The organism is Rothia sp. P7181 (assembly GCF_048513015.1).
Lineage (GTDB): Bacteria > Actinomycetota > Actinomycetes > Actinomycetales > Micrococcaceae > Rothia.
This window is the reverse complement of record NZ_JBLXXZ010000003.1, coordinates 84,297-105,525: the sequence shown is the minus strand read 5'-3', so window position 1 is coordinate 105,525 and position 21,229 is coordinate 84,297. Positions and strand designations below refer to the sequence as shown.

The window sequence follows — 21,229 nt, the reverse complement described above, 5'->3', positions numbered from 1 at the left end:
GTTACTAACCTACCTATTTTAGGTTCTTTATTCTATCTATGCACCTCAAATTTTTTGGGTGTTTCAACGCTATTTGTTCTTTTCTTCAGAGACGCTAAAAGCCGGTGGCCATCTATCTATGAGATAGCCACCGGCTTTTCTCTCAATGAGTTCAAGAGATTTTAGGTGTTCAATGTTGAGGTACTCGATGTTTTAGGACTCTAATATGTTGCTAAAATCCTCGTCATCGTCTTCTTAGTCGAGGTAGTCTCGTAGTACCTGAGAACGTGATGGGTGACGAAGTTTAGACATCGTCTTAGACTCAATCTGGCGGATACGTTCACGGGTTACACCATAAACTTTACCGATTTCATCGAGAGTTTTAGGCTGCCCATCTGTCATACCAAAGCGCATGGCAACTACTCCTGCCTCACGTTCAGACAAAGTGTCTAAGACAGAATGAAGCTGTTCTTGCAATAGTGTAAAGGACACTGCATCAGCAGGTACAACGGCCTCTGAATCTTCAATCAAATCGCCAAACTCTGAGTCTCCGTCCTCACCCAAAGGCGTGTGCAAGGAGATAGGTTCACGTCCGTACTTCTGTACTTCAATAACCTTCTCTGGAGCCATATCGAGTTCTTCACCTAGCTGTTCAGGGGTAGGTTCGTGACCTAAATCCTGAAGCATCTGACGCTGCACACGAGCCAATTTGTTAATGACTTCAACCATATGTACAGGAATACGAATGGTGCGCGCTTGATCAGCCATTGCACGGGTAATAGCCTGGCGAATCCACCATGTTGCGTACGTTGAGAATTTAAAACCTTTAGAATAATCAAACTTTTCAACAGCACGGATTAGACCGAGGTTTCCTTCTTGAATCAAGTCCAAGAACAGCATTCCTCGTCCGGTGTAACGTTTCGCTAGAGATACGACCAAACGTAGGTTTGCTTCAAGAAGGTGGTTTTTGGCACGACGTCCGTCGTGAATGACCCAACGAAGTTCTTTTTTAAGCTCACGGTCCATTTGTGGGTTTTCTTTGAGCTTATGTTCTGCGTAAAGTCCAGCTTCAATACGCATCGCAAGGTCTACTTCTTGCTCAGCGTTCAGAAGAGATACTTTACCAATTTGTTTGAGATAATCTTTGACGGGGTCAGCGGTTGCGCCGGGTGCGATAACGCGCTGGGCAGGGGCGTCGTCTTCATCATTTGACGTAAGAACAAAGCCGTTACGTTTAGCAGCAGTTTCTTCGGTCTGCTTCTTTTCTTCTTTTTTGGCGTTCTCTTCATCATCGACGTCCTCATCGAGGTCATCGGTGTCTAAAATTTCATCGCTGACGTCGATGTCGAGTTCTTCGGCTTCGATGTCTTCGTCGAGAATTTCGTCTTCTTCGCTGGCAGCTTTTTTAGAAGTTGCTTTGGTTTTGGTGCTCTTTGTAGTAGAAGTTTTCTTAGTTTTGCGCTGAGCTTTAGGTTGAGTGCCTTCAGTTTCTTCTACAGCAGTAGCTTCGTTAGGTTCTTGAGCAGCCTTAGCAGTTTTAGCGGTTGTTTTAGTCCGAGTAGTTTTTTTCTTTTGAGCAGTAGCGGTTTGTGTAGCGTTTTCTTCCGCTTCATCAACCTTCTTACGTGCAGCAGGTGACACAGAGTACCTTTCTATTTGACAGACTACAGACAGTGGGAGTGCCTTGCAGTCAAAACACCTAAGACCCTGTCAAGTCTGCTTATCACGATAAGCATCATCAGACGAGGGTTCTACCATAGATAACAATGGTCATCTGTAGATTATTCCAACTCGTTGATACTGTCTTATCGCAGACTCGTACGGGGTCAGTAATAGAGTATGTCAGATATTTACGGCTCCTTGCGGTAGGTTATCGGTGTGGCGTTGATTCTGTTTTTCATAATTCGCACCACATAAACTCAGATTTCAGCTCTATTGTCAAGAGTTTTTAACGTTCTTTTAAAATTCTCCGCCTAGCCACGGTGGAAGTTGTTCTATATTTTTGAGAAAAAGTTCTTCCGTGGGAAGTTGTTCCTGCACTTTTCGAAGATATTCACGAGCCTTAGTGCCTTGTCCAATAGCCCAACTCCCCCATGCCAAAAGAACGTAAGCTCGCGCAGTGTCAGGTTTTTCATATGCGCGAAGAATCAGAGCACATAAAATCTCCATGGCAGCAATTCTCTGGGGGTCAGGTTTTATACGATGTTTCCCTAGGAGTACTGACGCAAATTTCTCAAGTGAAAGATTAAGCATATCCCTATCTTGTTGTTGAGATTTTTTAGTCTTTTGTTTCATCATTCTTTTAGCCTGCCTCAGATATTGTTCGTACCCAAGTGGGCAAAGAATCTCATGCGTCGGATAGTTCTTATATGCGCTGGATAATTTCTGGTACAAAGAAGATGTTTCGTCTATGCCTAGAGCTACGGTATATATAACAGATTGTGCGCTAAGTTCAGACGTTAATGTTGCCCCAAGAAAAGCAATAAGGTGTGGGTCTAGTATTTTTCGTATGGCATCAGCAAACTCTGCTGAGTCTGTTCGCTGATATTGGTTTATTGTTTCTATTACGTGGATAAGGGCGTGGTTCCACAAAATATTCTCATAGTATTTTTGAGTTAAAAAATCTTGTGCATAGGCGCTATCTGGCGTTTTAATGTGTTGGAGGTATTCCTTCAGCCATAACACCATTTCTTCCTCCCACCAGTTCTTAGACTCTACATCACGGCTTTTCTCTAGCGAAGGTAAATAGTGTTTCTGTGCTTCTAGCTCACAGGGCGCAACACAAGAACCAGCAAGTAACAAGTTAAGGTAGACATCGGTTCGTTGCACCTCATCGATGAATCCGCTCAACATCATTTCGTGGGTATCTCGATGAGCTCTCCAATACGAAACTTCTCCAATATATAAGACGTCAAGGAGCGTCTTTTGATGCACCGATGCAACCTCTATACCGACGTGTTGCCAGTAGGTACACAGCGCAGATGCTAATCGATCAGTTTCAATCTCTTCGATACAAGGAGGTTGGTTAAGATTATTTTCTAGTTGTCTTCTACGAGTGGGTGTGTTCGGCCCAAAAACGGCAAGTAAAAAATACGGTAGCTTATCCTCGGTTATGGGTTTTTCGGAAAGCATCTGAACAAGATGGGTTATCAATGATATCGATTCTTGGCGAGAACATTCTTGCCTGCTATCGATACGTACTAAAGGCCCGAGCGTTGTGTCAGCAAGAACGAGAACAACGGAGTCTTCAGGCCAATAACCTAGTTGGTGCACGATGTACGCCACGGCATGAGCAGGTGAGTCAGGGTGAGGTGCTAAGGATTCGAAAAAATAAGGGTGATGTGAAGATGCCATATCTCCACTGTGCATGAGGATTATGGCTAAAAGTACTGAGTATCAGAAAACTGTGGATAAGACGTGACGAACGAAAGAGGGCAATACCCCAGCTCCTGCAATCATCGAGAAAAAGCTACTTGTATTTTTAGGTTAAGGAGAGACTTCATAGGTCTCCAGCAATTAAGTAGGCTCTCATCAGAGTTGTTAGTTCATGATATCGATAGGTATCGACATCATGAACTACGTTTTATCATCATGAGGTTCTCGGCGAATCAGGTTTATCAGCATTCGATGAGTCAGAAGAAGAGCTTTCCCCTAATTCTTCAAGATATTTTTCAATTTCTTGACCTATCGTCTCGCGGTCAAGTAAAGAATCATTTTCCTGAACATCTAGCTCCAGCATGCTGAGAGGATAATGCTTCATATACCTGTCATACTCTTCTTCAAATTTTTTAATAAGGAAGGCAATTTCTTGGTTGTCTTTGAACATCTCGTTAATGCTTTTTTGAGCTTGTCCTGAAGCCACCACCATTTTTTCAAGAGGTAGAGACAATTTCGAGACCAACGTAATATGTTCCAATGCCCGTAATACAGCTTGCGGTAAAAAGTTATCTCCTAAGTATCGTGGCACATGCACATTAAATTTCACTGTTTTAATGTTCTGACGAGCAAGCATATATTCTAAGAAATCAGTATGTGACTGATGCATCTCAAAAACATGGTTGACGGTACGCAGAGGGGCAACAACTTCCTCATAGGAGCCACGAATCGTCACGACGATAGGGCGAGTGTGAGGAAAGGACATTGCGTACCCAGACACGAGCATGACATAAGAGCTTTTAACTTGACGGATGATACGCAGTATAGCTTGGACAAATCGTTGCCACTGATAGTCAGGTTCAGCACCGGCAAGAAGCAAAAATGGCTGTTTGAGGTGATCTTCCATGAGGTACAAGTTCACCTCAGGTAGAGACATCTCGTCAAAGAGGCCTTTACGGAATAAAGAGTGCAAGCTTCGTTCTCTGTAGCGGCATAGCTGGTCAAAATCGAATTCAGCGAGCTTAATATGTTCTAGTTCTTTGCGTAACACGTCGGCTACCCCATAGGCGGTTCCGCCAATATCATGTGGAGGCTCTAGAGACACCAGCAGAGGAAGCCCTTGAATACGCGGATGGCTGAGCATCCCAGATTGTTCCTCATATAAGTCTTCTGGATTGAGCATATTCCCTCCCTCATTTTCTCGTACCGTTATGCTCTTGAGTTCTTGAAACACTCTAGTATATCTACACGTTCAAGAAGGCTGAACCTGTTCTGTATTAGAGCATGTCTTAAGTTAGTGTAATCAGAGAAATCGGCAAACTCTCTGTTTCTTCTCTGTTGTATTAGTTCAAACAGCTGTCTTCTGGTCATGGTGCAAGATAGTATGAGATACAACTCTTATCTATCTCGCCTTTGATTATGTCTCTATAAACGGTAGGAACATTATCGACTTAAAGATCTTTAAGAGTCCAAACACTACCATCTATCTTGATGAGGAGAATAATGTCTGATTCATCCGATCTTACTTTTTCAGTCGCTTCCCCCGACCTTGAAACTATTGAGGCTCAGATTCTTGTCCTAGGAGTTTATTCTTCTACAGAAGGTCCAGTTCTTGAGCGCGGTCCTTTGGGCGAAGAAACAGCGCAGGGGCTTGAAGCAGTTCTTGAGGATCTGGGAGTAACCGGTGCTGCAGATCAATTACATCGTTTACCTGGTGTCGATGAGACCAACGCTGATGTTCTTGCATTAATCGGTCTAGGAGCACGTCAGGAAGATACTCAAGCACATATTGATGCGTTACGTTACGCCACAGGTTCTGCTATCCGCCAGCTTGCAGGATTCTCAGATGTTGCTCTTGCTCTACCAGCACAGAATGTTGCTGAGGTAGCTGCTATCGCTGAAGGTGCTGCGCTGGGTGCTTTTAGCGATCCACAGTTACGAGTTCGCACTGCAGACTCTGTTAAGACTGCGGTCGAGAACATCACCATTGTGACCGAAGTAGAATCTGATGCAGCTTCTGATGTTCTCACTCGTGCACTGATTCTTGGTCAAGCGGTGGATTCTACACGTCGTTTGGTGAATACACCCCCATCTTCCCTTTACCCTGAAACGTTTGCTCAGAAAGCTACAGAACGTGTTGCTGACCTCAAAGATGTAACAGTTAAAGTTTTTGATGAACAAGAACTCAAAGATGGCGGTTTTGGCGGCATTGCAGGCGTAGGGCAGGGTTCCGCACGACCTCCACGTATGGTCGAGGTAAAGTACGCTCCCGAAGGCGCTCAAAAACATGTTGCTTTAGTTGGCAAAGGCATCACTTTTGACTCTGGTGGAAACTCCATCAAGCCAGGCAATGCAATGATGACCATGAAAAGCGATATGGCTGGTGCAGCAACCGTACTGAATGTTGTTGCAGCTGCTGCTGAACTTGAACTGCCTGTAGCTGTTACAGCAATTTTGTGCTTGGCAGAGAACATGCCCGGTGGTACAGCTATCCGCCCTGAAGATGTTTTGACGATGCGTGACGGGCAAACTGTTGAGGTTCTCAACACTGACGCAGAGGGACGTCTTGTCATGGCTGATGGTTTAGCATACGCTTCTGAGTCAGCACCTGATGTTCTTATTGATGTTGCAACACTTACGGGAGCTCAACTCGTTGCTCTAGGTGCTCGTTATGCTGCAGTTATGGGCGATGAGAAGGTTCGTGAAGATATTGTTCAGGCTTCACGTCAGGCAGGAGAAACCTTCTGGCCTATGCCTTTACCAGAACATCTTCGCGCAAGCTTGAACTCTCCCGTTGCTGATTTGAAGAATATCGGTGGCCGTTATGGTGGAATGCTAAGCGCTGGGTTGTTCCTCAAAGAGTTTGTTGGCTCTGTTGATGAACAGCAGATTCCTTGGGCACACCTTGATATCGCTGGTCCTTCTTTTAATGAGGAATCTCCTTATGGATTTACCCCTAAGGAAGGCACTGGCATGTCAGTTGCAACACTTTTGACGTTTGTGGAGTCTCTAGCTTCCTAACGTCGTTAAGATAGGTTCAAAGGCGAGGGTCGGGCTTTTTGCACACGCAAAAAGCCCGACTTTGTTAATACATAGAACTTTTTGGGGTGTTTTTAAACGTGACCTCTACCCCAGTGTGATGTGTTCTTCCTAAAACATGTGTAACACTTTCACCTTTGTACACTCCACACATCTGAGTTGCGGTACGGTAGAGAGGAGAGTTCATAGGCTATCTGCGCTCTTTCTGAGAACTTTGTAAGAGAGCAGACTTTTAGGTCGATGAACCGAAACCTTAAGCAAAATGGATTTATTCCAATCTACGCAAGGGAGCGCAAAAGTGCCCGATACGGCAACAGCTCAAGAATTTGATATTCTCATCCTCGGTGGCGGAAGCGCTGGTTATTCATCAGCTCTTCGCGCAGTTCAGCTAGGATTCACCGTCGGTCTTATCGAGAAAGAAAAACTCGGTGGCACCTGTCTTCACACCGGTTGCATTCCGACCAAAGCGTATTTGCACGCAGCGGAATTAGCTGAGGAATCTCGTGAAGCATCCAAATACGGCGTTAACGCAACCGTGGAATCCATTGATATGGGTAAAGTTCGCGATTACAAAGACGGCATCGTTGCAGGAAAGTTCAAGGGACTTTCTGGTCTTTTGAAGATGAAAAAAGTCACCGTTATTTCTGGTGAAGGTAAACTGACCGCTACCGATACCATCACTGTTGATGGAACTGCTTATAAGGGCAAGCACATCATCTTGGCTTCTGGTTCTGTATCAAAGACTTTTGGCTTAGAGATTCGTGACCGAGTTCTTACCTCCACCGAAGCACTTCAGATGGATTACCTGCCCAAGAGCGCTATCGTTCTTGGTGGCGGCGTCATTGGTTCTGAGTTTGCGTCTATGTGGAACTCCATGGGCGTTGAGGTTACTATCATCGAGGGTCTACCTCACCTCGTACCTAACGAAGATCCTTCCATCATTAAAGTTCTTGAACGTGAGTTCAAGAAGCGTGGCATCAAGTTTAACACCGGAACTCTTTTTGAGAAGGTTGAACAGGATGCTAACGGCGCTAAAGTTACTTTGGCTGACGGAAAAGTCTTTGAAGCAGATATCGTTCTTGTCGCTGTTGGTCGTGGCCCCAACACTGCTGGTTTCGGTTATGAAGAGCAGGGGCTTACCATGGACCGCGGTTTTGTTATCACTAACGAGCGTCTACACACTGGTGTTGGCAATATCTACGCTATTGGTGATATTGTTCCTGGCGTTCAGTTGGCACACCGCGGCTACCAGCAGGGTCGTTTCGTTGCAGAAGAAATTGCTGGTTTGAACCCTCAGATTGTTGAGGATGTTAACATCCCTAAGGTTACTTTCTGCGAACCTGAAATTGCTTCTGTCGGCTATTCTCAGCCTAAGGCTGAAGAAAAGTTCGGTGCTGAAAATATCGAAACTACTGAATACAATTTGGCTGGTAACGGTAAGTCAGCGATTTTGGGTACTGGCGGCATCGTTAAGGTTGTCCGCCAGAAAGATGGCCCTATCGTCGGTGTTCATGCTATTGGTAAGCGCATGGGTGAGCAAATCGGCGAAGCTCAGATGTGGGTTGTTTGGGAAGCTTTCCCTGAGGATGTAGCACAGTTCATTCACGCACATCCAACTCAGAATGAGTCTCTTGGCGAAGCTGCTATGGCACTTGCTGGGGCTCCCCTACACGGCTAATACTTCTCAGTATTTTGTGTTGGCGTATCAGCTAAGGTTGTTACGCCTTCACCTCCACTTTTTTATAATTTCCGAATTCACAAGGAGAACGGGAAGATATGTCCCACACAGTAGAACTGCCCGCATTGGGCGAATCCGTAACCGAGGGTACCGTTACCCGCTGGCTCGTTGAAGTTGGCGATACCGTAGCCGTTGATGATCCCCTTCTCGAAGTTTCTACCGACAAGGTAGATACTGAGGTTCCTTCACCGGTAGCTGGCGTTGTAGAGCAGATTCTTGTTGAAGAAGATGCTGACGTTGAAGTTGGCGCTCCTCTCATCGTGATTGGCGATGGTTCTGGTGCTGCCGCTCCTGCTGCGCCTGCAGCTGCCGCAGAAGAATCTGCTCCTGTTGCTCAGCAGGAAGAAGCTCCTGCTGTACCGGCTGAGCCAGCTGCTACTGGTTCTGCAGAAGGACAGGAAGTTGTTCTTCCTGCACTTGGTGAGTCTGTTTCTTCTGGTACGGTCACTCGTTGGCTCAAAGAAGTAGGCGAGACCGTTGAAGTTGATGAACCACTTCTCGAAGTTTCTACCGATAAGGTTGATACCGAAGTACCTTCCCCTGCTGCAGGTACTCTTCTAGAAATCCGTGTTGAAGAGGACGAAGAAGCTGAGGTTGGTCAGGTTCTTGCTGTTATCGGTAGCGCGTCTAGCGCACCTGCTGCACCAGCTGAGCCAGCGGCTGAAGCTCCTACAGCTGCTCCTGCTACTCCTGCTACTCCTGTGGCGCCTACTGCTGAAGCTCCTACTACTGAACAGGGCGAAGTATACGTCACTCCACTTGTTCGCAAGTTGGCAAAGCAAGAGGGCATTGACCTTTCAACTATTAAGGGCACTGGCGTTGGCGGACGTATCCGTAAGCAGGATATTCAGGCAGCAGTAGAGGCAAAGAAGTCCTCCGCTCCTGCTGCACCTGTTGCTCCTGCTGCACCGGCTCCTGTTGCTGCGGCTGCCAGCCCAGCTACCGAACAAAAGAGCGCTCCTGCACCTAAGGTCTCCTCAAAGCGTGGAACAACTGAAAAAGCTCCTCGTATCCGCCAGACCATCGCAAAGCGTATGGTGGAGTCTTTGGCAACTTCTGCTCAGCTCACTCAGGTCGCTGAGGTTGATTTGACTCGTCTTGTTGCTCTTCGCAACAAAGCAAAAGATGGGTTTGCTGCACGTGAAGGTGCTAAGCTCACCTTCTTGCCGTTCTTCACTAAGGCAGTTACTGAGGCTCTTCAGCAGTTCCCTCAGTTCAACGCTTCTATGTCTGAAGACCTCAAGGAAATTACCTACCACAACACTGAGAACATCGGTATTGCTGCAGATACTCCTAAGGGTCTGCTTGTTCCTGTTATTCAGGACGCAGGCAACTTGAACGTAGCTGGCTTGGCAAAGAAGATTGGTGATGTTGCTTCTCGCGCACGTACCGGTCAGATTAACCCTGAAGAACTTTCTGGTTCCACTTTCACCATTTCCAACATTGGTAATACCGGCGGTGTATTCTTCACTCCGATTATTAACCAGCCTAATGTTGCTATTTTGGGTATTGGTGCAACAGTTAAGCGTCCTGCAGTGATTCAAGATGCAGAGGGTAACGATGTCATTGCTATCCGTAGCATGGCTTACCTCTCCTTGACCTATGATCACCGCGTCATTGATGGCGCAGACGCGGGCCGTTTCCTCCACTTCTTGCAGACTCGCCTCGAGGGTGCTGCATTTGAAGCTGAGGTCGGTCTCTAAAAACTAGCGATAGTTTTTATGATTTAGGGTAAAACCTGAGTTATGAGTCGGTGGGTATGAGCCACACACATTGTGTGGTTCATACCCACCATTGTTTATCTGCGTGTTTTTGAGCACTGAACAGGGTTTTACTGTCAATGTGTCTGCAAAATATTTGTTTGTTCCGTAGACTAGAGACATGAGTACGGTCATTGCATTCTTAGTTTTCTTACACATCGTCGGAGCAGCATTAGTCTTTGGAATTTGGGTAGCACATTTTAAACAGGCAATCGTCCTGCCCGGACAATTTCATGCAGCTCTTCTCCAGCTAGCAACAGGTTTTGCCCTGTACTTTATTCAGATGTCCCAGCACGCAGAGTTAAACCATATGAAAATTGGCATCAAAATTCTCTTGGCAATCGTTATCTGCGTAGCCGCTTTTGTGGGCCAGCGTCAATATAAATCAGCACGAGCTGCTGGCACGCTTGAAAAAGCACGCAATATCCCCTTAGCTCACGCTGTTGGTGGACTTGCCCTCATCAATATCGCGCTAGCAACGCTCTGGCACTAAAAATATTTCTACACACAGATTAGAACGCGCTGTGAGTATCGATGAATAACTCGATGCTCACAGCGCGTTCTTTTATTCTCCATTCAACGGGAGAGCATCATAGATTTTCCACGTTGTATCATCTGGTAGAAGAGTAAAACACACTGTTTGTTGCACATGTTCACCCACCGTTTTAATCCCATACCGCTGTTTCTCTTCATCTGTTAAAAGTTTTGCACTGTGAGCAGAAGACACAATATCGGCTTGGACTTCTATACGATCGCTCTCCCCCTGAACCTGCTGTATGTGAGTTAGTCTCACACTTTGTTCTCCAAGTTCTCGCTGGGTATCGCGTTCATGTAAAGCCATATCAGCTAAATATTGTGGAGAGTCCTTCACAGCATATGTATTGACCAATGGATGATTTTGAGAAAAAGATTCCTGACGTTTGTGCAAGAGTTCATCTAAGAGCTCAGCAAGCTCTTCTCCTTCAGGTGGGTCGGGATAAATAGAAGGTGAAGAGTCCTGCTGCGCAGAAGGAGCATCACTATGTTGTGGCAAACTCACCGTTCTTTTATCCTCAGAAGAAGGAGTAGTATGAGTCTTTTCTTGGTGCGGTTCGGCTAAGGGTAATCCAGAGAGCCCACTCACCCCATACATCATCGTTATGATGAATATGCCGAAGACGGCTATTGCTCCCCATAGAATTTTACGTTGTGACAACAACTGAACAAGGCGTGTTATTTTGCCGGATAAAAACTTTTTCATTCGATGGGATGGTACATCTTGGTTAAGGTCAAGGGCTGAGGGAACCTCTATACTCTTTCGCCCAAAGAATCGCTGAAAAGAAGTTTTCTGTTCAGGGGTAGGCGGGTTCCAAGGGTGCTCAGCAGGTAGGGTTCCATGTGTTTGAGGATGTGCACTAGCGAAAAGATTCACTGGACGAGGCACGAACTCATGTGCCAGTAGGCGATAGATTTCGTGAAGTTGAGGCATATGTTCACTGTGATCGATAGCGGCTTCTAGACAATACATCAGCTCTTTATTCATCGTCGGATAGAGGAAATGTAGAGGTGTTCGATCACTGGCATTTGCAGGCTCCTCCCCTGTCAAACATCGCCAAATAATAGAGGCAAGAGCTGAAGTATCGTGACGAATATACTCTTCAATAACTGTTTTGGTTGCGCCACGTAACTCTCGTTCTGGAGCGTATAGTTTCAGTTTTCCGTTACTGGTAAAACCAATATTTCGAGGGTTTAACGCACGGTATGCCATCTGCTGTTCATGGAGCCAACGTAAACCACGGCAAAGTTGTTCAACCATGCCTGTCACTTCTTCTGGCGTAATTTTTCCTTTTTCACTTAAAAGATTCTCGAGAGTTCCTGCGTCTGTTTGTTCATACCAGATATATTCGTTGTCTCCTGCCGAGGAAATAGCAAAAACAGTTGCTACGTCTTCGTGGGTAGGTAAAGAACATAGTCTTTCAGCAGGGCGCATTTCAGCTGGGGAGATGTTGAAAATCTCTTCGAGGGCATAATTTCCTTCTGGGATAGAGAGTGGATTATGCCCTTCTTCAGGAAGGTAACTTACCGCCCATAAGCTTCGCTGTTGTGTTGCCCCGAGGGAGTATCGGAAAGTAGCGTATTGATCAAGGGAAATGCTACGAGGGTAATTCTCTGGCTGAGTACTCATACCTCTGGTATATCTGATGAAGAATTTTTAGGGCATCAGGTATCCACAAAAGAGCGTTTCGACTAGTCATAAGGCTGTGGACAGAGATGTTATTCGAGAAATATTTCTGTCATATTCATCCAAAAAATTAGGTTATCCTTTGTCTGGTCTCGGACGAATCTCACGTTTGAGGAATTTCCGAACAGAGAAAAACAAGGATACTGTAGAAGATATGAGCTTAGAGATTAAGCGGGTTGGTTTTGCCCCCGATTACGTAGACTATGTTGAAGCACTTTCTTTACAACAGCGCATTCACGATAAAGTCTCCGCTTATGAACAACAAAATACGGTGTTGTTATTAGAACACCAACCTGTTATCACAGCTGGCAAACGCACTGAAGCACACGAATATCCCGCAGCAGATACCAGCACGCCAGTAGTCCCTATTGATAGAGGTGGAAAGCTCACCTGGCACGGCCCAGGGCAATTAGTCGGCTACCCTATCGTACGTCTGCCTGAGCCACTTGACGTTGTACGTTATGTTCGTATCTGTGAAGACATCATGATTAATGTTCTTGCACAACTAGGGATACAGGGGCAAAGAGTTCAAGGGCGCTCTGGTGTGTGGGTTCTCGGAGAAGGCAACACACCAGACCGAAAAATTGCTGCTATTGGTATACGCGTCGCAAAAAATACTACGATGCATGGCTTCGCTATTAACTGTTGCAACGATTTAGCGCCGTTTAGCCAGTTTATTCCCTGTGGAATTAGCGATGCTGGAGTGACGAGCATTAGCGAACAACTTGGCAGACACTTCACCCCTGAAGAATTATTAGATTCTCTCGAAGCTGAGCTTTTAAGGTATAGCGACCAACTAGCCGAGTCTTTTGAACCGCGAGCACAATAAACATCACAGACTTCATTGCATCACACACGCAATAAATTATTAATGAATGACCCATATGGCATTAGAATTTCATCAGGTCATTGGAAGAAAAAGGAGCACTAAAGATGAGCGTAGCTACCGAAGGACGCAAGCTATTGCGCGTGGAAGCACGTAACGCTGAAGTCCCCATCGAGAAAAAACCTCACTGGATTAAAACTAAAGCTAAAGTTGGTCCTGCCTATAAAGACATGATTAACCTCGCTCGTGGCTCTGGTTTGCATACGGTCTGCGAAGAAGCCGGCTGCCCTAACATTTACGAATGTTGGGAAGACCGTGAAGCAACATACCTCATCGGCGGTTCAGAATGTACTCGCCGCTGCGATTTCTGCCAAATTGCCACCGGAAAACCTCTAGCTTTAGACCGTACTGAACCAATTAAAGTTGCGCTATCCGTTAAAAAAATGGGGCTACGTTACACCACCGTAACCGGTGTTGCACGAGACGACCTACCCGACGGTGGCGCATGGCTCTATGCAGAAACCATCCGACAGATTCACAAAGTATCACCGGGAACAGGCGTCGAAATTCTCATCCCTGACTTTAAAGGCACACCAGAAGACGTACAGCAAGTCATCGACGCTAAACCAGAAGTCTTTGCCCATAACCTCGAGACTGTTCCACGAATTTTCCGAAAGATTCGCCCAGCATTCCGCTATGAACGATCCCTTGAAGTGATTCAACAGGGTAAAGAGGCCGGACTCATCACCAAATCGAACCTCATTCTTGGAATGGGCGAAACCGAAGAAGAAATCTACGAAGCCCTTTGCGACCTCTACGATTATGGGTGCGACACTATTACCTTGACACAATACCTACGACCAGGTCCGCTCTTCCACCCCATTGATCGTTGGGTCAAACCCCAAGAGTTCCTCAAATACTCTGCCATGGCAGAAGAAATCGGTTTCGCTGGAGTTATGGCAGGGCCTATGGTTCGTTCATCTTACCGTGCAGGACGACTCTGGGCACGTGCTATGAAACATCACGGTTACCCTATTCCTCCTGAACTCGCTCACATTGATGACGACGGCGGAGCAATGCAAGAGGCTTCTGCTCTAGTAGCTGCAGGATACTAAGAGAAAACTTATGTCAGTGGCACGTTTTGCTCTGCATATTTTCTTTTTCCAACATCGTCTTAGCCGATACGTCATATAGAATAAATATTTGTACGCTCTCAGCCTGCGTGGTTGGGTGCCCCAGCACATCACCTTAAGCGAAGGACGCACAGTGACTTCATCACGCGACGAAAAGCGCGCACAACAAGAAAAGAAGAAAAAGAATAAAGGTCCTGGCATGTTTGCTCAGATGAAGCAAGTCTATGCTATGACACGCACCTCTGAGCCTCGTATTGGCTGGATTCTTTTCTTCTGGGCAGCAGCTGTTCTTATTGCCTTTGTCCTCATCGGCATCCTCCTGAAAAACTGGATTACTTGGACTATTATCGGTATTCCTTTTGCTCTTCTCGTTGCTGTTATGGTTCTGTCTCGAAAAGCAGAAAAAGCTGCCTTCGGTCAGATTGAAGGTCAGACCGGTGCCTCTGGTGCAGCATTAAATTCTCTACGTCGAGGATGGATTGTAGAACAACAGCCAGTAGCTATTAACCCTCGCACCCAAGACGTTGTATTCCGTGCGCTTGGTCGCCCTGGCATTGTTTTGGTCGCTGAAGGTTCCCCAGCTCGTGTTTCTTCACTTATTAATCAGGAGAAGAAACGCCTTAAGCGAGTGATTCCTAACGTTCCTGTTCATGTGATTCATTCTGGCAACGGTGAAGGACAAACTCCTCTGAAGAAAATTGTTCCTCAGATGAAGAAGCTTCCTAAACAGCTCACCCAGCAAGAAGTTCATGCCGTTAATAATCGGTTGTCTTCATTGCAGAATAATATGTTGCCCATTCCTAAGGGTATTGATCCAAGCCGTATGCGCCCTGACCGTCAGGCAATGCGCGGACGCTAAAAGACCAGTATTAAATAAGGGTGGTTGGTGATGTATACATCACCAACCAGCCTTATTTAATGTCTGTATCCTCGAAGACATTAACGGATACGTACAAGAATCATATTGCGGACTCTATCGTGAACGCCTCGAGTATCTGCATCCATCATAAAGACAGGAAGAACGAGCATTACTAAGGTAGAACGCAAGATAGCATTTTTAAGACCTACAGGGTGACCGTCCACTGTTTGAACCTGCATCCCGCATAAGAAATGCCCTAAGGTATGTCCGTATAAGCCGATGGTGATACTTTGATATGCCCAAACAACAAGAAGTACGAATATTTGTAGGTGTGGAACGTTCAAGAGGTATAGCACCGCCCACCACAAGTACCAGTCGATACAAAAAGCAATTATTCTTCGTCCAAAACGGGCGATAGAGCCAGGGCCTTGCTGAGGTCTTCCCATATGTTCGCCCGGGTATTTTTGATCGGTGGGTGGGCCATTAAGCCATGATCCTAAATCTTCACGTTTCATCACGGTTTAAGAGTATCTAACTTTTCACATATGGTCAGAGGAACACCCTAGAGGTGACTTACATCTCTCATTCATGTTACGAACACGAAACATAAAAGATACGTCTGAGCAAAAATATCAGAATATGGTTAACAACAACCACAGGGGATTACCTAAATTTTTACGGTCGCCTCAAAACTCATCTAAGGAGAACAACCGACCATGTTTACCAGCGCACAAGAAGTTCTAGATTTCATCAAGGATGAAGAAGTTGTATTTGTCGACATCCGCTTCTGTGATATGCCCGGCGTGCAACAGCACTTCAACCTTCCTGCTAAATCCATTGATGACGATTTCTTCGTCAACGGACAGCTCTTTGACGGATCTTCTATCCGCGGGTTCCAAGGTATCGCAGAATCTGATATGCAGCTCATCCCCGACGTCAATTCTGCTTACGTAGATCCTTTCCGCGTTGAAAAAACTCTGGTCATCACCTGCTCCATCGTCAACCCACGCACCGGCGAACCATATCACCGTGACCCTCGAGGTGTTGCTGAACGCGCTGAAGAATACCTCAAATCTACAGGTATTGCTGACACCGCGTTCTTCGCATCTGAAGCAGAATTCTTTGTCTTTGAAGACGTCCGATACGACGTCCAGCCTCAAGGCTCCTTCTACGCTGTCGACTCTGACGAAGCGCAGTGGAACACCGGACGCGTTGAAGAAGGCGGAAACCTCGGTAATAAAACCCCCACCAAAGGTGGATATTTCCCCGTATCCCCCGTTGATAAACAAGCAGACCTTCGAGACTCTATCTGTGTAGCACTCGACGAAGTCGGGCTCGAAGTAGAGCGCTCTCACCACGAAGTAGGCGGACCCGGACAGGCAGAGATTAACTACAAGTTCTCTACCCTCACCCAAGCAGCAGACGACCTTCTAAAATTCAAATACGTCGTCAAAAATACCGCTGACGCATACGGTAAGTCTGTGACTTTCATGCCTAAACCAATTTTTGGTGATAACGGTTCCGGTATGCACTGCCACCAGTCACTATGGAACAACGGAGAACCTCTCTTCTACGACGAGCGCGGCTACGCGAACCTCTCCGACACCGCACGCTGGTATATTGGCGGTCTGATTGAGCATTCCTCAGCAGTCCTTGCTTTCACGAACCCCACCGTCAACTCCTATAAGCGTCTAGTCCCCGGCTATGAAGCACCTGTTAACATGGTGTATTCACAGGGTAACCGTTCTGCCGGTATCCGTATCCCTATCACCGGAACCAACCCTAAGGCAAAACGTCTCGAGTTCCGTGCCCCTGACCCCTCCTGTAACCCATACTTCGCTTTTGCTGCTCAACTCATGGCAGGTCTAGACGGTATCCGCAACCGTATTGAACCACCTGCTCCAGTTGATAAAGACCTCTACGAGCTACCTGCAGAAGAAGCTAAAGATATCAAGAAAGCTCCTGCAAGTCTTGCTGAAGCACTTGAAGCTCTTGAAGCAGACCATGAGTTCCTACTCCAAGGTGACGTCTTCACCGAAGACCTCATCAACGCATGGATTGAGTACAAACGAACACAAGAACTTGAGCCTCTCTCTCTTGTTCCTCACCCACTTGAATTCGCCATGTACTACGGTGTCTAACACTCGTATTGCATGAGTATTGAAAGGTCCTCCTCGTTTTATTCGAGGAGGACCTTTCTCGTATTTTTACAGCACTATTCATCGCATAATTCAGTTGCTCTAGAATAAAAAGAACAATATCCTCATTTCTACCCCCCCCGTTGAGAAAGTTAAATCAGCACATGGAATCCGCCTCGAACATCACAACACCTCAATCCTTATTGCGCCCTCACGAAGTATTTCAAACTGGGCTCATGGCACAATTACTCGACGGAGTCTACGAAGGAGAGATGACAGTTGAAGAACTTCTCACACACGGAGATTTTGGCATCGGTACGTTTAACGGGCTTGACGGAGAGATGATTATCCTCGATGGGCAGTGCTACCAGATGCGTCACGACGGTTCTATCAGCCCTGCGCAAATGCACCAAAAGACACCTTTTGCGGTAGTGACTCATTTCAACCCCGTTATCAAACGAGACCTTCCCCACAACATTCTTAGACGTTCAGCAACTCAGGTACTTGATGATTTCACCGTCTCACAAAACTACATGTACGCCATCAAAATTGTTGGTTCTTTTGAATGGGTTCGCACCAGAACCGTCATTAAACAGTCCAAACCGTACCCCAAGATGGTAGAAGCAACAGAGAACGAAGATATTGTCCAATTCGACCATTGTGAAGGAACCATTGTTGGTTTTAGGACACCAATCTACGAGCAAGGTATCGGTGTCCCTGGGTGCCACGCGCACTTTATTGAAAACAGCTATCAGGCAGGCGGGCACGTTGTCGATTTTAAGCTCAAAGAAGCCCACGTAGAGATATGCCCGGGAACCTCTCTCAAACTACAGTTACCACTCACCCCAGAGTTCTCACAAGCAAACCTGTCTCCAGAAGACCTCGCAGAGCAAATATCTAAAGCTGAAAAACACAGCTCATAAAAGAGGAATCTTCTAGAGCTGGCGAAAATCAGTATCGAAGAAAAGGCGTTCAAAAACTTGTCGAGCTTGCCGCGTCGTCCGTAAATAGTCTTCTTCAAGTTCACGGGTATGCCCTGCAGGGTAAGCACACCAGCGTGCGATTGCTTCTAAATCGGTGCGCATACTGGTCAACACATCAGAAGACCGTCCCGTTCGAAGCACCTGACATCCTCGAATCTTTGTTGCTAGTTTCCAGGCTTGAGCCAAAATATTTGCATCGGAGTCTTTCAAAACTCCAGCTATTCTTGCCTGTTCCAGAGCTTGCAAAGTTCCCGTCACTTGAAGAGCTGGTATTTTAGATGCACAGCAAAGCTGTATCAGTTGGATAACCCATTCCACGTCAGATAAACTACCACGGCCTAATTTGAGTTGCCGGTTTCTATCAGCGCCTTGAGGCATCCTCTCATTCTCAACACGGGCTTTGATACGTCGAATATCCATCATTTGTTGCACCGTCAGTGTTGCAGGGTAACGATACGGACGAATCAACTCCATAAACTTCTGCCCAAGTGTCTGAGAACCGGCAAAAGGACGAGCACGAAGCAACGCCTGATACTCCCATGTATCAGCCCAGCGTTCGTAATATTCTCTAAACGATTCCAAAGAACGAACCATCGGCCCAGATTTTCCTTCAGGACGAAGGTTCGCATCAATATCAAGAATTTTTTCTGCTCGCAGAGGTGGAGTACAGGGCTGTTTGAGGATCTGTACCATCCGATGAATAATCTCTGTTGCTTCAGAGGCAGCAACATTTTCATCAATCCCCTCACATGGCTCATGAACGTACATCACATCCACATCTGATCCGTACCCAATCTCAAAGCCGCCATGCCGTCCCATCGCAATGATGCACACTTGAGTTTTCGGTTCTTGTTGAGTATGAGTGTAACGTTCGCGAAGAACAATGTTCAGTGCCGCTTCGACCGTTACTTGGTCAATAGTCGTTAGCGCTTGCATGGTCTGTTCGAGGTTCAAGAAATTGATGGCTTCGCCCATAGCAATACGAAGAATTTCACGGCGACGAATCATCCGCACACTTCGAATTGCGTCAGATGTGTCTTCATGTCGTATCAAACTGTTGTGAAGAACTTCTTGCAAAGCCTCCACACTACGTGGAAGTAAATCTTCTTGATGATCTAGCCACGCGATAGATTCTGGTGCATCCTCTAGAAGATCCGCAATGAAACGTGAACTCGAGAGAATCTGGCAGACTCGTTCAGCTGCCGCCGGAGAATCTCTGAGCATCCTCAGATACCAAGGTGTTGTGCCCAAAGACTCTGATAATCGACGGAAACCTAATAATCCGGCGTCAGGGTCTACACCTTGCGCGAACCATCCTAAAAGCACTGGCATCAACGTACGTTGTATCTCAGCGCTACGTTTAATACCTTGGGTGAGCGCCTGGATATGTCGCATCGCTGTTCGTGTATCTTTATAGCCTAAAGCTCCAAGACGAGCCTGCGCTTCTTCCGGGGTTAAGGCGACTTCACTTTGAGATAAATGCGAGACAGCCGCCAGAAGAGGGCGAAAGAAAAGACGCTCATGCAAAGAACGAATGGCACGCTTAGTTTTTGTCCAGTCTTTGATGAGTCCTTGTGCTGTCTGCTCACCGATATGTTCAGGAGAAGTGATAGCTCGTGCCAGCACCCGAATATCTTCATCTTTCTCAGGCATGAGGTGTGTCCGTCGCATGTATCGTAGTTGCAGACGGTGTTCCATCAGACGAATCTTCTGATAATGTTCTTCAAAACTCTGTGCGTCAGCACGCCCGATAAAGCTTGCTTTGCTTAATGCTTGTAAAGAATCTGTGGTGGCTTGAGTTCTCACGGAGGGAGTAAAACGCCCGTGGACCAGTTGCAAAAGTTGTACGGTAAATTCAATATCGCGTAGCCCGCCAGGCCCAAGTTTAAGTTGGCGTTCCCGATGCTGTGCAGGAATATTTTCGGTCACGCGAGCGCGCATTTTTTGTACGGAGGAGACGAAACCTTCTCTATTTGAGGATTCCCAGATGAATCCGGTAATTTTTTGCATCCATCGGTAGCCGAGGTCTGCGTTGCCTGCTATGGGGCGTGCTTTAAGGAGTGCTTGAAATTCCCAGTTTTCTGCCCATCGTTGGTAATAGGAGGTATAGGAGTTGATGGTTCTGACGAGTGCTCCGTCTTTTCCTTCAGGTCTGAGGTTTGGATCAAGTTCCCAGAGGGCAGGTTCGCTTGCTGGGGACATAATAACTTTTGAGATGGTTTGAACCATTTCTGAGGCGATTCGTGAGGTGTGTTCTTCGGTAAGTTTTGTCTCAGGCGCTGGTGGGGTTTTGGTGTCGACAACGTACATGACGTCAACGTCAGAGATGTAGTTGAGTTCGCGGGCGCCGCATTTTCCCATACCGATGATGGCTAGTTGTATTTGTTGTGTGTTGTGTGTGCCCCATTTGTTGTTGGCTTCTGCGCGGGCAATAGCGAGTGCTCCGTCGAGGGCGGCAGATGCAAGGTCGGCGAGTTTTCGGCTTACCAGAGGCATAATTTTTTGGGGGTTTTCTGCGGTGAGGTCGCAGATAGCAATTTCGCAGAGGTATCGCCGGTAGAGTGTGCGAAGCGTAATGTACGCGTTTTTGTCGTAGTTTTCTGCGGTGGGGTTTTCGTCTTCGGGGTTGGCGCCGAGGGCGTTGAGGATAGAACAGCGGTATTGGGTGTCTAGGGGTGCTTGTGGGCAGAGGTGTTCGTGGTCTTTCTCTGGTAATAGTGTGGGTGGGCAGGGTTCTTCTAATAGGTGTTCTTGAGGGGAGGTTAAGACGTCAAGATGTTCTGGGTGTCGGAGTAGAAAATCGCCAAGTGCTTCGGAGGCTCCAAGGAGTCGATATATTGCGAGAGGAGTTTGTTCTGCGTTGAGGGTTTTTTCTAGTTGTGGCGCTTTTTCGAGTAGGCGTACGAGGCTTATGAGTGCACTATCTGGTGAGGGGCTGTAGCGTAGTCCTTCAAAAAGTTTTTCTCGGTGAATGTTTTTGAGTTCGGGGGCGTCAAGCCAACGCAGACTTTTTTGTGCGTCAAAGAATCCGATGGCGACCATTTGGCTTAGTTGTGCGCGGCGTTCGAGTTCTTCGATGCTCAGTGTTCCTGTTGCCGGTTGTGTCGGTGGCACGGTGTGTCCTTTCCCTGCCCGTTGTTAAAAGGAGGATGCCGGTACTGCTGATAGTGCGAGAAAA

15 protein-coding genes are annotated in these 21,229 nt (G+C 46.7%); 9 read left to right on the top strand and 6 right to left on the bottom strand.

Annotated features, from left to right (window positions below):
- Positions 1-234: 234 nt before the first annotated feature.
- The 3 genes from ACN08Z_RS02575 to ACN08Z_RS02565 all read right to left on the bottom strand — a co-directional run bounded on the left by ACN08Z_RS02575 (position 235) and on the right by ACN08Z_RS02565 (position 4,537).
- On the bottom strand, positions 235-1,620 hold the full coding sequence (locus ACN08Z_RS02575) for an RNA polymerase sigma factor (protein ID WP_419103042.1): 1,386 nt from the start codon (positions 1,618-1,620) through the stop codon (positions 235-237).
- 318 nt (positions 1,621-1,938) lie between these two features.
- Complete coding sequence (locus tag ACN08Z_RS02570; RefSeq protein ID WP_419103041.1) at positions 1,939-3,333, bottom strand: hypothetical protein; 1,395 nt, start codon at positions 3,331-3,333, stop codon at positions 1,939-1,941.
- 235 nt (positions 3,334-3,568) lie between these two features.
- Positions 3,569-4,537 carry a PAC2 family protein gene (locus tag ACN08Z_RS02565; RefSeq protein ID WP_419103040.1) on the bottom strand — a complete coding sequence of 323 codons (969 nt, stop codon included), beginning with the start codon at positions 4,535-4,537 and terminating at the stop codon, positions 3,569-3,571.
- 320 nt (positions 4,538-4,857) lie between these two features.
- Between ACN08Z_RS02565 and ACN08Z_RS02560 the strand changes: the two genes are divergently transcribed.
- From ACN08Z_RS02560 to ACN08Z_RS02545, 4 genes are all read left to right on the top strand, one after another.
- Positions 4,858-6,375, top strand: coding sequence for a leucyl aminopeptidase (locus ACN08Z_RS02560; protein ID WP_419103039.1), 1,518 nt, complete (start codon positions 4,858-4,860; stop codon positions 6,373-6,375).
- A gap of 280 nt (positions 6,376-6,655) precedes the next feature.
- Positions 6,656-8,071 (top strand): dihydrolipoyl dehydrogenase, encoded by a 1,416-nt coding sequence (lpdA, locus tag ACN08Z_RS02555; protein ID WP_419103038.1) that lies wholly within the window; start codon positions 6,656-6,658, stop codon positions 8,069-8,071.
- 98 nt (positions 8,072-8,169) lie between these two features.
- On the top strand, positions 8,170-9,834 hold the full coding sequence (gene sucB / locus ACN08Z_RS02550) for a 2-oxoglutarate dehydrogenase, E2 component, dihydrolipoamide succinyltransferase (protein WP_419103037.1): 1,665 nt from the start codon (positions 8,170-8,172) through the stop codon (positions 9,832-9,834).
- A 178-nt stretch (positions 9,835-10,012) separates the two neighbouring features.
- Positions 10,013-10,384, top strand: coding sequence for a hypothetical protein (locus ACN08Z_RS02545; RefSeq protein WP_419103036.1), 372 nt, complete (start codon positions 10,013-10,015; stop codon positions 10,382-10,384).
- Positions 10,385-10,456: 72 nt separating this feature from the next.
- Here the strand turns inward: ACN08Z_RS02545 and ACN08Z_RS02540 are convergent, their stop codons facing one another.
- Positions 10,457-12,055 (bottom strand): protein kinase domain-containing protein, encoded by a 1,599-nt coding sequence (locus tag ACN08Z_RS02540; RefSeq protein WP_419103035.1) that lies wholly within the window; start codon positions 12,053-12,055, stop codon positions 10,457-10,459.
- A gap of 211 nt (positions 12,056-12,266) precedes the next feature.
- Here ACN08Z_RS02540 and lipB point away from each other — a divergent pair, with 211 nt between their 5' ends.
- The 3 genes from lipB (at position 12,267) to ACN08Z_RS02525 (ending at position 14,930) form a co-directional block, all read left to right on the top strand.
- The gene (gene lipB / locus ACN08Z_RS02535) at positions 12,267-12,941 is read left to right on the top strand and encodes a lipoyl(octanoyl) transferase LipB (RefSeq protein WP_419103034.1); all 675 of its coding nucleotides are present in this window, start codon (positions 12,267-12,269) and stop codon (positions 12,939-12,941) included.
- A 104-nt stretch (positions 12,942-13,045) separates the two neighbouring features.
- The gene (lipA, locus tag ACN08Z_RS02530; RefSeq protein WP_419103033.1) at positions 13,046-14,053 is read left to right on the top strand and encodes a lipoyl synthase; all 1,008 of its coding nucleotides are present in this window, start codon (positions 13,046-13,048) and stop codon (positions 14,051-14,053) included.
- A 151-nt stretch (positions 14,054-14,204) separates the two neighbouring features.
- Positions 14,205-14,930, top strand: a complete 726-nt coding sequence (locus tag ACN08Z_RS02525) for a DUF4191 domain-containing protein (protein ID WP_419103032.1) — start codon at positions 14,205-14,207, stop codon at positions 14,928-14,930.
- Positions 14,931-15,010: 80 nt separating this feature from the next.
- On the opposite strand, the gene ACN08Z_RS02520 is transcribed toward ACN08Z_RS02525, so the two are convergent.
- Positions 15,011-15,445 carry an RDD family protein gene (locus ACN08Z_RS02520; protein WP_419103097.1) on the bottom strand — a complete coding sequence of 145 codons (435 nt, stop codon included), beginning with the start codon at positions 15,443-15,445 and terminating at the stop codon, positions 15,011-15,013.
- 201 nt (positions 15,446-15,646) lie between these two features.
- Between ACN08Z_RS02520 and glnA the strand changes: the two genes are divergently transcribed.
- Both glnA and budA read left to right on the top strand, forming a co-directional pair.
- Positions 15,647-17,071, top strand: coding sequence for a type I glutamate--ammonia ligase (gene glnA, locus ACN08Z_RS02515; RefSeq protein ID WP_419103031.1), 1,425 nt, complete (start codon positions 15,647-15,649; stop codon positions 17,069-17,071).
- 161 nt (positions 17,072-17,232) lie between these two features.
- Positions 17,233-17,991, top strand: coding sequence for an acetolactate decarboxylase (gene budA, locus ACN08Z_RS02510; protein WP_419103030.1), 759 nt, complete (start codon positions 17,233-17,235; stop codon positions 17,989-17,991).
- A gap of 12 nt (positions 17,992-18,003) precedes the next feature.
- On the opposite strand, the gene ACN08Z_RS02505 is transcribed toward budA, so the two are convergent.
- On the bottom strand, positions 18,004-21,165 hold the full coding sequence (locus ACN08Z_RS02505; protein ID WP_419103029.1) for a bifunctional [glutamine synthetase] adenylyltransferase/[glutamine synthetase]-adenylyl-L-tyrosine phosphorylase: 3,162 nt from the start codon (positions 21,163-21,165) through the stop codon (positions 18,004-18,006).
- Between the last annotated feature and the right edge of the window lie 64 nt (positions 21,166-21,229).